Genomic DNA, 12,136 nt, shown 5'->3' on the forward strand with positions numbered 1-12,136 from the left:
TGGGTTAACTGTTAAGCCGTGTTAACATTATGGTGGTCCCGTTTGCCGACAGAATCCAATAGCAAAACCTGTTAACTTTGAGACGTTTTTAATATGGAACTGCGCCATCTACGTTATTTTGTTGCGGTCGCACAGACTCAACACTTCACCCGAGCGGCTGAACTACTGGGCATTTCGCAGCCGCCGCTGAGTCAACAAATTCAGCGCCTGGAGCATGAAATTGGTACCCCGCTGTTGAAGCGGCTGACACGTGGTGTGGAACTGACTGAGGCTGGAAAGACTTTTCTGACAGACGCGATTGAAATTGTTCAGCTGGCCGATTATGCCCTAGAGAAAGCCAGAGGCGTTGCCCGTGGGATGAGCGGAAAAATGTCATTAGGTTTTGCGAGTTCGGTGGCGTTTAATCCTCGTGTGTTCGAAATCATTCGGCACTTTAAAGCCCGCTATCCTGCACTGGAATTAATGACCCGCGAAGAAAACATGTCTTTACTGATACAGGATCTTCAGGAAGGACTACTGGACGCGGCGTTTATTCGTTTACCCTGTGAAAGCAGTCGGTCATTTAATTTGCGGGTTATTTCGACCGAGCGGATGGTGTTGGCACTGCCTGCCGACCATCATCTGAAACATAAAACGGCCATTGCGCTAAGTGAGTTGGCAGACGAAACGTTGATTATTTTTCCACGTGAAGTTTCGCCCAGTTTGTATGAACTCATTGTCAGTGCCTGTTTACGGGCAGGTTTTTCATCTTCCTCTTTCCAGCAGGCCCCGCAAATCAGCTCTTCGCTGGGGATGGTCGGCGCGGGCTGCGGGATTGCGCTGATCCCTGAATCCATGATTTGCGTACAGAATCCCCACATTTGCTTTCGTGACATTGCAGAGAATACGCTCTTTACGGATGTCGCTTTTGCCTGGCGGCGTAATAATGCCTCCAAGGCCGTGAACCATTTATTAGCACTCATTCCTGCGCGTTAAACACTCAGCGATCACTCCTTTCGGTGGCAGAAACGAAGCGGGAAAAATAAAAGATGCAGTATGAAAAGGGGAAATAAGCGCTGCGAATATATCCCCCTGATGCGTCACCGGGGCTATTTCATGTTGCCTTTGTGTTTTCACATAAATGAAATTTTCATTCGCATTAGCTGAATTAATGCACCACGTTGGTGCAAAAAAGTCAATGCCATTTCTAACATTTAATTAACTTTTTGAACCTTCTCAAAGAACTGATAAATGGCTGATTTTTTAGTTTATGCATCTTTTATGCATTTCTTATGCAACCAGCGCGGGGATTTTACCCGGTTTATCTGCACTATTATTCACTCTTATTCAGCGTTAATCGAAATAGCATAGCGATAATGCGTGCCGGGCCGACATCATATTTTTTCTGGCAGTGATAAATTATACATGCGCTGAAAAGCGTGTTGTTTCCACGGCTCAACACAATAAATAACGTCGATAAGAAAGGTTTTGTATGGATAAGTTATCTTACGCGTCTGACAGTAGTACATCCGCCTGGTCTACCTACCTTCAACAAATCGATCGCGTTGCCCCTTATTTGGGCGATCTCTCTCGCTGGATCGATACGTTACGTCATCCTAAACGTGCCTTAATCGTTGATATTCCTTTGCAAATGGATGACGGTACGATTCGTCATTTCGAGGGTTACCGTGTTCAACATAATCTGTCACGCGGCCCCGGCAAAGGCGGAATCCGCTATCATCCGGATGTTGACCTGAATGAAGTCATGGCACTCTCCGCCTGGATGACCATCAAATGTGCCGCTGTGAACCTGCCTTATGGTGGTGCTAAAGGCGGGATTCGTGTAGATCCCTTCAAATTGTCTGAAGGTGAGCTTGAGCGTTTAACCCGCCGCTATACCAGCGAAATTGGTATCATCATCGGTCCACAAAAAGACATTCCGGCACCCGATGTCGGTACCAACGGTAAAGTTATGGCCTGGATGATGGATACCTACTCCATGAATCTGGGCACCACCGTGACGGGCGTCGTGACAGGTAAACCTATTCACCTGGGTGGATCGCTGGGTCGCGAAAAAGCCACCGGTCGCGGCGTATTTGTTACAGGTCGCGAAGTGGCGCGCCGTGCCGGTATTGAGATTGAAGGTGCGCGCGTCGCCGTTCAGGGCTTCGGTAACGTTGGCAGTGAAGCGGCACGTCTGTTCAGCCAGGCTGGCGCACGCGTCGTGGTGATTCAGGATCATACCGCTACCCTGTTCAATGCCGACGGTATTGATATGGATGCACTGACGCAATGGCAGGCCGAAAACAAACAGATTGCTGGCTTCAAAGGCGCACAAGTCATTGATAAAGAGGCCTTCTGGCACACGGAAATGGATATTCTCATTCCGGCAGCCCTTGAGGGTCAGATTACCCGTGAACGCGCTGAGACCCTGAGCTGTAAACTGGTACTTGAAGGTGCCAACGGTCCTACCTATCCCGATGCTGACGATGTGCTGGCAAACCGTGGCGTGATTGTGGTCCCAGACGTTATCTGTAACGCCGGCGGTGTGACGGTCAGTTACTTCGAATGGGTGCAGGATATGGCCAGTTTCTTCTGGAGTGAAGACGAGATTAATAAACGGTCTGATAAAATCATGACTGAAGCCATGATTCACGTTTGGGAAAAAGCCAAAGAGAAAGACTGCTCTCTGCGTACCGCAGCCTATATCGTTGCCTGTGAGCGTATTCTGATGGCCCGTAAAGATCGCGGTATCTATCCGGGCTAAGCCAGTAAAAAAACAACCCGCGATGTGCGCGGGTTGTTTTTATTCAGCGGCTTTCGCTTAACGGAATTGCTGCACCGTCTGGGCCAGCTGTTGCGCCTGATCTTCAAGCGAACTGGCTGCCGCCGACATTTGTTGCACCAAAGCCGCGTTTTGCTGCGTTGTTCCGTCCATTTCATTTACCGCAATCGTCACCTGACTAATTCCTCGCGCCTGTTCATCTGACGCGGCAACGATTTCGTTGATGATACTTTGTACAGAGGAGACAGCCTGGGTCATTTCATGCATCGTTTTGCCTGCCTCATTGACCAGCGTGACGCCGCTTTGTACCCGGGCACTGGACTCCTCAATAAGCGCGGCAATGTCTTTGACCGCACCGGCACTGCGTTGCGCCAGGTTTCTGACCTCAGAGGCCACTACCGCAAATCCGCGCCCTTGCTCGCCCGCCCTGGCCGCCTCAACGGCTGCGTTGAGCGCCAGGATATTGGTCTGGAAGGCAATGCTGTTGATCATGGTCGTGATATCGCCAATTTTCTTTGAGCTGTCATCAATTTGCGACATGGTCTGTACCACCTGGCCCACCAGGTTTTCGCCCCGGCTGGCAATGGTTGTCGCATTTCCGGTCAGGTGCGTAGCCTGCTGGGCGTTATCCGCGTTCAGGCGAACCGTGGCGCTGATTTGTTCCATGCTGGCTGCTGTCTCTTCCAGTGCTGCCGCTTGTTGTTCGGTGCGCGAGGCTAAATCCAGGTTGCCGCTGGCTATCTCACTGGCCCCCTCTCTGACAGACGCGCTGGCATCTTTAATCTGGCCCACAATGGATTGCAACTGGCTTTGCATGGTGTGCAGGGCGTAAAACAGGCTGGCGTTGTCACCGTGCGCGACCTTAATGTCATTGCTGAGTTTGCCTTCCGCAACGGCCAGCGCAATGCGGGCTGCTTCTGCGGGTTCGCCACCAAGCGGGCGCATTACTTTGCGATTAAACAATAACCCCAGTACGGCACCTACCAGCAGGATGCTCACAAGCATTAAACCGATAGCCCAATAGAGCTGGCGGTTCGCGGCGGCCATGACCTGGCTGACAGGGGCGACAATTCCCACATACCAGGGCTTATCGCTGTTGCCTATCACCACCGGATACCAGGTGTACATGGCTCTTTCACCCAACACCGGATCATCATGTTCGACGATCTGACGGGTAAAATTGTCTTTGTCGCCTTTCCATTCCTTACCGGCGTCATTTTTGACAGGTGACGATACCACTTTACCACTGTTCGAAAGCAACAGCGCATAACCCGTATCCTGCCAGGGTTTTATCTGGTTCACTTTTTGCTGTAATGACGCAAGCGAAATATCCGATGTGACCACCGCCATGAGCTTGCCTTGATCGATAATGGGTGAGGCAACAGAGGTCAGTAAGGTTGGCACGCCGTTGTAAGGGTAGCTGTAGGGCTCTATCAGGGTATCTTTACGCGACTGTTGAGGGACCAGATAATAATCCCCCTGGCCAGGCGTCAAATAGGAGAGCAGCGGATGCATGGCATAGTTGCCGGACTGATCGCGGTCAACAAACCAGGCATAGCGGCCCTGAGGTGGCTGTCCTTTCTGACCAACAAACTCCGCATCGCGACCGTCAAACGCGTCAGGTTCAAAAATCACGGACATAGAGAGATAGTCAGGGTTGGCCCTGAGAGAATACTCCATAATTTTGTCGGCAATTTTCCGGTCATTAACGCCCGCTTTTGGTAAGGCAATCAGGCTTTGGCCAAGGCTGTGTGCCATATCGCGCGCGTAACTCAGCTCTTGCTGAATCTGCAGGCCGCGACTTTGTGCAATCTGTTGAAGATAATTTTCCGCTAAGTTTTTTTGCTCTTTTGCCGATTGCCAGCTCAGGACGCCAATAGTGACGGTAAAACCAAGCGTAATAGTCAGGCCACCGGCAAGCAGCATCTGGGTGCGGGTGGTCAGTGTTTTTTTTGCGGGTTGAGAAGTCATGCGGATTCCCCTGAAATCGATCGGCTTAATTGACTTCCCTGCCAGACAGACGCTTTTATGTTCCTTAAGGATCTATCGGCGCTCAATAAACGAACTTTAATTCTCATGACTCAAGTCAGACCTTAATCACAACGTTCATCATCAGGGGGAAAGCGCATGATTTCGAAAGAGAACGCAGAACATTATTTCTGGGGTGAGCAGTGTGAGGGTTGGCATCTGCTTAAAAGACACGATCTGAGCATTATTTATGAGCAGATGCCGCCTGCAACACATGAAATACGGCATTATCATGTGCGATCGCGGCAGTTCTTTTTTGTGCTGGAAGGCCAGCTCAGCCTTGAGGTGGAAGGTGTGGTGCATCATCTGCAGACGCAACAGGGAATTGAAATTCCCCCCGGCGCAAAACATCAGGCTCGCAATATCAGCGATAACAGCGTCACTTTTTTAGTCATTTCTCATCCCACAACGCGTGGCGATCGTCACGATGTCGTCTGAACACCGGGCGGGAAAGTGAAATTTTGGTAACTTATCGCGATGATTTTGACCTGAAACAATAAACGGGCGGAAAAAATATGTCAGTTTGTGCCCTCTTTTTTGGCGGGATGAAAAACCGGACTTATTCATGTGGAATCATACTGGCTGGCTTCACAGTTCTGCGCTTTGTTTTGGCTGGCTTGCCAGATATCTCCATCACTACGCTTTTGCCATCACACATTTGACTGGCTGATCGTAATGCAGGCAAGCACGGCGCAAACCAGTCAATGCGCGCGAAGCGTTATGGAGAGAGCGTTGTGCGGGATAACAGGCGGGCAGTTCACAGGTAATGAACTGCCAGGAATGAACCATCAGGCCGCTTTAACGGCGCGGACTTTTTTCTCACTTTGCGCAGTCGCGTCAGCTGTTTCTGACACATTTTGCGCCGTGCCAGGTAATTTGCTGGTGCGAAGAATATGCTGTACCGCGTCTTTTTGCTCTGCCAGCAACAACCCTAAGGTTTCAGCCTGCGATTCATCCATATCGGCCTGGTGTGCCAGTAACCAGTCGGTGAACGCCTCTGCCATATCCAGCATTTTATCGTAGGCATCGGCCTCTTTCTTATTGGCAAATGTCATCTTCTCTTCACCCTTTCTGACTACTACAAATTTGGTTTCGACAGCCATTTTATTGCCCTCATATACTGTTTATTTATACAGTATAACACAGTCGGCGACGTTTTCCAGTGAAGAAAAGACACAACGGTTAAACCTGCCCTGCTTACGCCATTCGGTGTGCATCAGGCCAGTAATTCTTCCATAAACTCAGCCAGCGCTTTACGGGGATCGTCCTCTTCCGACACGATCATTTCGATTCCCCATTGCCCCAATACTTCTTTTGCCACCGGGTTATTGCGATTGGTAAAAAGGTAAGATTTGGGTCGGGCGGTTGCCAGGCCTGTGCGCCCCCACATTTTTGTCAGCCGATAGAAGAGCAGACGAATATTAAAATCACTGATGCTGTAGCCAACAAACAAAACCGAATTGCCCATGACATCATGGGTCAGCTTGATATCTAACGGCGAATCAAAATAGAGGCGTTCAAAGTAGCTGCTTTCATCCAGTACGATAGAAGTATCGTCATCAAAGTCGCCATGAAGTTTGATGATATGACGTTTATCTTCGGTGAGTGAAACCAGATCGGCTGCATTCGCCACTTTTGAATAAGGCACGCCATGGGCCTCATGCGCGGCTTCCAGCCACCGATCGTAATTCGTGGTATAGATGCGTGAAAAGTTGCCCTGAGTGATCATGGTATGAATTTCAGAGCTGCGGACATCAATATCAGGCCGGTGCCATTCGCGATCCATCCAGCTTCGTAACGGTCCTAACGAACCTTTTTTCTGCTTGTAGTACTCAGCCAGAGAGAGGTGCGTACCGTAAGTATTAAAAATTTTCGGATCGTACCCCAGTTCATTAGCCAGATGAGCGATAAGCTCATGCCATTCAGGCAGGCCGAGATTACGGGAAAGACCGGCTCCGGCAAACAGAATGAGCTTGCCGGAATCGTATGCGCGTTTGAGCTCAGGTTTCATGCCACGCCTCGTGCAGTTTTTAAAAAGGCAGCAAAACGATCCAGCGCAATGCGACGGTTGGAAATTTCGTTTTTCTTCTCGCCCATCTCAGCGAAGGTTTGATCGTATCCTTCGGGAATAAAGATACAGTCCCACTGGAATCCATGGGGACCGGCAGGTTCAGGTGCAATAGTGCCGCGCAATTCGCCGAAAAACTGGTACATTTTGCGTCCGTCGCAATAACCCAGTACGGTTTTGGCGGTTACACCCTGACTGTCGAGGCCCTGTACCAGCGATGCAAAGCGATCGGCACCGAGGCGATTCCAGAAAATACGCGTCAGCCCCGCAGGCAAACCATTCAGGCCATCCAGATACAGCCCGGTGTGCTCAACAAAAAGCGGACGTCCGATAATAGAGAAGGCCTTCGTCAGTTTATCTCGCACTAAATCCAGTTCATTTTCCGTTTGAATTTCTTCAATGCGACGCGCGATGGGTACGACGTCCACGCCCACAGGTTCCAGTATTCCGCGGACCTCCGCCAGTTTTTGCTCATTGGCCGAAAGGAATCTGATTTTCATGCTTCTTCCACGTTGATTACGCTGCCTCAGTCAAATTTATCATTAAGACAGAACAAGAGGTTATCGCTGGTGAGTGTAGCGCAAATTCGCGCCTTTCTGGCGTGAACATTTGCGCAAAACGCGGGGTTACAGAGTAGAGCGGATAAAACAGAACAACGCAGGACGTGAATAAGTCCGAATAAGGCATGATGTAAAACACCGCTCCGTTTAATAAGCCCCCGCTGCATTGGCTATTTAAAGACACACAATCTTTTGCGCATCGTCTGCGTTTTTGCACCTTTCCAAAGCGCGGAAATACCGTAAGCCACAGAGAAACCGGCCGCGAAGTTCTTTCAGGGGCTCTGTTCGCCAGCCAGACTGATGCAGGCGTCATCATAGTACTGACAGTATCAAGTCACTAACGTTTTATTTTCCATCCAGTGCCTGACAGATGAATCGAAAATATTACGCATAGCATAAGCCGTTTATCCTGCGCTCTCTGTTCCGTTCGTCAAAGCCGCATCACTCGTCAGGGGCTGAACCTGTCTTTCACTGGCAGAGAGTGCTCTGGCGAGGCTGTATAAAAGAATCGGGAAGAAAGTCGGACGTGACGACCTGACAAGGACCTGTGTATTTATCGGTGGCAAAGCTGTTTTGCAAACGGCAGCGATGAACGTTTATATCTTTTATTGCTAATGTACGGCATGTGCAGACCCGTGCCGCCCTTCACACCGACTGTTCACCCTTCCGGCATTTCAAAATTCATCCTGAGGAAAATGATAAAGACGCCGCACTACGCATGTTTTTGTGAAAAGCGGTTTTGAATGGTTCCAGAAACCCCCTGCACGTTATTCTGTCAGACAGAGCGACTCACTTTTCAGACGTGGAATGAAAAGCATCCCATAGCGGAAAAGATGACAATATCCGCCTTAGCGAAAAGTGCAAGAATCTAATGGCAGCAATACGTTGTGTTTTCATAAGCAAACGGCATCACGTCCGCAGCCATATAAATGTTGTTGATCTGATAAATTCTTATAGCGACGATAACCTCCCGACTGGCTTTAAGTATAGTGACGGAGAGAGGCCATCAGGATGATATTAGCTACCCGTTTTTATTCTTGCCGTCACTTGTCAACGCTCCGCTTATAGCTCTGCTTTACAGCACGAAATGTGTGATTAAACCTTAAGACAGACAGGCGCGCGTACCCACAATGTTATCCATCATAGCGATCTATATTGCGCTGACTAACCGTGTTAAAAGAAGGATTTGTCCTGTAAGAAAAGTTGCAGACTTCAGTAATCGTCTGGCTTCACAAAAACTAATCCCGTGAACAGGAATGAACAAGACGGTTAACGCATTATCCGGCGATTAAGACACAACCATTTTGGAGCAGAATGAAGATTAGGACAATTTATCATGGGGAATTATTAACCTGACGTTATCATTTACCTGCGCTGGAATGAAGCGACTTTATTATGCCGTAATATCCCTGTAACTGGTAAGGAGGTAATGCATTACACACTGATTTTTATTGCTTTTTTAAGTAAATAAATGGGCGTTATTTTCAATACGTCACCGTAATATGCTACCGTTTATCACCTGGACCTCAACGAAAAAGGCGCTGACAATGCGTCTGGCATTTAAATTTTATGTATGTTTAATGCGTTTAAAATGCCGTAATAATCCTAAGCGGTAACAAATTTGTACATTTCAGACAGAAGAGATATTTCTTTCCTTGATTATTTTTCGTAGAATGACCCTGTTTAAATATTCGCTGTAATTTAAGGATTAACCAATGGATGCGCTCAAAGCATTAAATAACCTTCGTATTCTACGCGCACAAGCCCGGGAAATTGAGCTTGATGTGTTAAATGAAATGCTCGAAAAGCTTTCTGTCGTTGTCGCTGAACGCCGTGAAGAAGAAGAAGCTGAGCAAGCTATGCTGCGCGAGAAAGCAGATAAGTTAGCTAAGTATAAAGAAATGCTGATGAATGACGGCATTGATATTTCTGAACTGGTTGATTTGCCCACAGAGACAAAAACAAAAGCTAAGCGCGCACCTCGCCCTGCTAAATATCGCTATACCGATGAAAACGGTGAAACTAAATCGTGGACAGGCCAGGGCCGTACACCATCGCCAATTAAAAAGGCGCTGGACGCTGGCGGTTCGCTTGACGATTTCCTGATCTGACAAAATGCGCGGTATTGATTTCGATACCGCGCATTTTATTGGAAACATTGTTTTAAGAGATTATCTGCTCATCATCATTATTGATGAACTGGCTAATTGTAGCGTCTCATTCTCATACCGATGAGGGAGATGATGGTAGCTGTCGCTTTCAGTAATACGCTCAACCGTTTCTGAATACCGCTCCAGCGCAGTCCGCATTTGCACAACATAATCATGCGTATCGTAAACCCGATCGATTCCCTCTAATGCATGATTCATAATTTTTCTTGCCACATCGTTTGGCGTGTCCAGCGCGGCGAGTTTCGAACGTGCCGTTCGACGTAAATCACGCGGCGTGAAAGGTTCCAGCCCTAATCCCCGAGGCGCACGCAACATCCGGCGTAGTGCCTGATTCAGCGCACCTTTCGAAAGCGGCTGCATGACATCACGCGGCGCAGGTACGAGCCAGGGAGAAGCCGGATCGCTGGCGGCAATTAAGGCCTCAATACAACGGCGCATTAACGCTGAAATGGGTAAAGTATGTTCGCGCTGGGACTTGTTACGTGTTCCCTGCTTCCATAATCCGGATTGCAGATTAAATTCTGATTTCCGCGCCTGAACCACTTCGTCAGGCCGACGGGCACTGACCAGACACAGGCGTAAGGCCCAGCGTACCTGTTCTGACAACGACCAGTTATCCAGACCATGCCAGAAAACCCAAATCTCCGCGTCTGACAGTTGCCGGCTTCGTGGAGGTGACGCACGGCCCGCAATATCACGTTTCCTCAGTGAAGCCACGGGCGAATGCGCCAGGTAACCCTGCATTTCGGCCCAGGACAAAAACTGTTTAGTCAGAGCAAAAACGCGCCGGGCTTCCTCTTTTTTACCTTCAGAAATCAGGACGTTATAGAGCCTGTTTAATCGTAAACGCGTCAGGTTTTTTAGCGGTAAAGTGCCAATATTCGGCAACACATGCCTGAGTAATGATGATATGGCAATTTCGGGACGACGTCGGGTGACAAGCAACGACAGTTTTACCCACACGCGGATAACCTGCTCCACTGTTCCTTCGTCGCCAAAATTATCCAGATCAGACAAGGAAGCATGTCTGATCTGATTGAGCCAACACATAACGTGACGGCCCACATGCGGCGATGTCATTTCTGTCAAAATTTCTGCCACTGCCTCTCCTGATCGTAAAACTGTCGGCCAGATTCTACCTTCCAACAGCCTGTGACTCCAGACCTGTTAAGTCTGGAGTCGCAATGGTAGCGCTGTACGCTTTTTAAGAAATTCATTAAGGAAAAGACTCTTATTCTTTTTGAATGGATTGGTTATTAAACCCGCAGAGAACAACGCGATAAATGATGGATTATTTCCACAATAGCGCTATTTCAGAAGATAAAGACGATGAATGGGATACGTCAGCTAACTGCAAAGTATGCGGTCAAAAATTCCACGATGCGTTTTGTGTCTTCGACAGCTATTCGCTGTACGGAGATCCGGGCAGGAAACCTCTACGCACGTTCAGATGAACAGGCGCTGTAATAGCAAGTGAGACAGTTTCACTAATATCAGGAGGCGCAGATAAATTACGGGGTTCTGATCGTCGTGCTACCGCTTCATGAGTGCGCCCCCTGCCATAAATTATGAGGCGCACCGCCAGCAAGATCTCTGCAATACCTGCCTCGGGATACAGGAGAGATTAACGATAACAAGGCACTCTCGGGTTGACCATGTGGTCAGAATGCATTTGATACAGCGGCACTGCACTCTTACATTGAAAATGAAACAATTGCGCGTAACACCAGCCGCTTCAGCTCTTGCTAAACGTATAGTTAAAAACTCGTCCGTTTTGAGTTTGCACAGTAAGCGTCTTTCCCGCCGATGTATCCAGGGCTCTGGCCTGACTGTATTTCCACATCATGACCTGCTGCCCGTTGGGATAAGGTGATTCTGTATCAGGCGGTCCAAACATACGAATGAGCTCCGCGCGTGTCGTCTGACCGGGTTTAATCTTCTGAATAGTCGCCGTATCGAAATTGTGTCCCACAGAGTTAGAACATGCAGCAAGAACCCACACCAGGCCCATGATAATTAGTGATCGCATTACGTTGTTCCCGGAGATGAGTTTGACATGCGTTGCATCGCGCTGTGTTACAAGGGTTGTACTATCTTCTTATGATATCGGCAAAATAAGCATTCACTGCAATAAATGTCCGAATGCGTATTATGGCCTACAGACCGCCCGATGGCGTACTAAAATTCCGTACTGGCATGTCGACATTATTAAAAACGTTGCGTGATGAATTACCGCTGCTCTCTGTCAATACGATTTCCGGTTTCGCCACCGCGAGACAAAGGCTGAAGGTGACGGCTATGGCCGTGCTGCATGTGGACGACTCGCCTGTTTACCCTGACGACATTCGTTAATTCTGCTGCCTGAATGACATCGATAAAGCCCTATTTTTCAGTCTGTTAGCCAGACATCACTCTTTAAAACACCCATTCAATTTCGTATGCCACCCAGGATTGATCGCCACGTCATGCTGAACGTCAGCTTACCGGCAAAAAAATGCAGGCCGTTAACTGGCCTGCTCGCGTTATCCTGAAAATGGTTGAAACG

General features: G+C 48.7%; 10 protein-coding genes. 5 read left to right on the forward strand and 5 right to left on the reverse strand.

All coding sequences use genetic code 11. From position 1 onward, the window contains the following. Positions 1-93: 93 nt before the first annotated feature. Together RAC60_RS19285 and RAC60_RS19290 are read left to right on the forward strand one after the other, a co-directional pair. On the forward strand, positions 94-975 hold the full coding sequence (locus tag RAC60_RS19285) for a LysR family transcriptional regulator (RefSeq protein ID WP_033742412.1): 882 nt from the start codon (positions 94-96) through the stop codon (positions 973-975). Positions 976-1,471: 496 nt separating this feature from the next. Further along, complete coding sequence (locus tag RAC60_RS19290; protein WP_033742410.1) at positions 1,472-2,746, forward strand: Glu/Leu/Phe/Val dehydrogenase; 1,275 nt, start codon at positions 1,472-1,474, stop codon at positions 2,744-2,746. A 57-nt stretch (positions 2,747-2,803) separates the two neighbouring features. Here the strand turns inward: RAC60_RS19290 and RAC60_RS19295 are convergent, their stop codons facing one another. Further along, entirely contained in the window at positions 2,804-4,735 is a 1,932-nt protein-coding gene (locus tag RAC60_RS19295; protein WP_205952943.1) for a methyl-accepting chemotaxis protein, read from the reverse strand. Positions 4,736-4,891: 156 nt separating this feature from the next. Here RAC60_RS19295 and RAC60_RS19300 point away from each other — a divergent pair, with 156 nt between their 5' ends. Next, positions 4,892-5,230 (forward strand): cupin domain-containing protein, encoded by a 339-nt coding sequence (locus RAC60_RS19300; protein ID WP_058702524.1) that lies wholly within the window; start codon positions 4,892-4,894, stop codon positions 5,228-5,230. A gap of 350 nt (positions 5,231-5,580) precedes the next feature. On the opposite strand, the gene RAC60_RS19305 is transcribed toward RAC60_RS19300, so the two are convergent. From RAC60_RS19305 to RAC60_RS19315, 3 genes are all read right to left on the reverse strand, one after another. Further along, positions 5,581-5,895, reverse strand: a complete 315-nt coding sequence (locus RAC60_RS19305) for a YebG family protein (RefSeq protein WP_006121982.1) — start codon at positions 5,893-5,895, stop codon at positions 5,581-5,583. A gap of 113 nt (positions 5,896-6,008) precedes the next feature. Further along, positions 6,009-6,803, reverse strand: a complete 795-nt coding sequence (locus RAC60_RS19310; RefSeq protein ID WP_033742404.1) for an SIR2 family protein — start codon at positions 6,801-6,803, stop codon at positions 6,009-6,011. After that, positions 6,800-7,360: a non-canonical purine NTP pyrophosphatase gene (locus RAC60_RS19315; protein WP_033742402.1), complete on the reverse strand. Its 561-nt coding sequence runs from the start codon at positions 7,358-7,360 to the stop codon at positions 6,800-6,802. The genes RAC60_RS19310 and RAC60_RS19315 overlap by 4 nt, the downstream gene beginning before the upstream one ends. Positions 7,361-9,135: 1,775 nt before the next feature. Here RAC60_RS19315 and RAC60_RS19320 point away from each other — a divergent pair. Beyond that, a complete protein-coding gene (locus RAC60_RS19320; protein ID WP_006121986.1) occupies positions 9,136-9,531 on the forward strand; it encodes an H-NS family nucleoid-associated regulatory protein in 396 nt (131 codons plus the stop codon). Positions 9,532-9,591: 60 nt separating this feature from the next. Here RAC60_RS19320 and RAC60_RS19325 read toward each other — a convergent pair whose 3' ends face one another. Then, positions 9,592-10,671 carry a site-specific integrase gene (locus RAC60_RS19325; RefSeq protein WP_039339626.1) on the reverse strand — a complete coding sequence of 360 codons (1,080 nt, stop codon included), beginning with the start codon at positions 10,669-10,671 and terminating at the stop codon, positions 9,592-9,594. A gap of 1,071 nt (positions 10,672-11,742) precedes the next feature. Here RAC60_RS19325 and RAC60_RS19330 point away from each other — a divergent pair. Then, positions 11,743-11,943 carry a hypothetical protein gene (locus RAC60_RS19330; protein ID WP_141119408.1) on the forward strand — a complete coding sequence of 67 codons (201 nt, stop codon included), beginning with the start codon at positions 11,743-11,745 and terminating at the stop codon, positions 11,941-11,943. The last annotated feature ends 193 nt before the right edge of the window (positions 11,944-12,136 follow it).

This window comes from Pantoea sp. BR_17, assembly GCF_041955125.1.
Taxonomy (GTDB): Bacteria; Pseudomonadota; Gammaproteobacteria; order Enterobacterales; family Enterobacteriaceae; genus Pantoea; species Pantoea stewartii.

Coding starts and splice junctions, on each gene's coding strand:
- RAC60_RS19310 (WP_033742404.1), bottom strand. CDS start 6,803: ATGAAACCTGAGCTCAAACGCGCATACGATTCCGGCAAGCTCATTCTG.
- RAC60_RS19285 (WP_033742412.1), top strand. CDS start 94: ATGGAACTGCGCCATCTACGTTATTTTGTTGCGGTCGCACAGACTCAA.
- RAC60_RS19300 (WP_058702524.1), top strand. CDS start 4,892: ATGATTTCGAAAGAGAACGCAGAACATTATTTCTGGGGTGAGCAGTGT.
- RAC60_RS19290 (WP_033742410.1), top strand. CDS start 1,472: ATGGATAAGTTATCTTACGCGTCTGACAGTAGTACATCCGCCTGGTCT.
- RAC60_RS19325 (WP_039339626.1), bottom strand. CDS start 10,671: ATGACATCGCCGCATGTGGGCCGTCACGTTATGTGTTGGCTCAATCAG.
- RAC60_RS19305 (WP_006121982.1), bottom strand. CDS start 5,895: ATGGCTGTCGAAACCAAATTTGTAGTAGTCAGAAAGGGTGAAGAGAAG.
- RAC60_RS19315 (WP_033742402.1), bottom strand. CDS start 7,360: ATGAAAATCAGATTCCTTTCGGCCAATGAGCAAAAACTGGCGGAGGTC.
- RAC60_RS19295 (WP_205952943.1), bottom strand. CDS start 4,735: ATGACTTCTCAACCCGCAAAAAAAACACTGACCACCCGCACCCAGATG.
- RAC60_RS19330 (WP_141119408.1), top strand. CDS start 11,743: ATGGCCTACAGACCGCCCGATGGCGTACTAAAATTCCGTACTGGCATG.
- RAC60_RS19320 (WP_006121986.1), top strand. CDS start 9,136: ATGGATGCGCTCAAAGCATTAAATAACCTTCGTATTCTACGCGCACAA.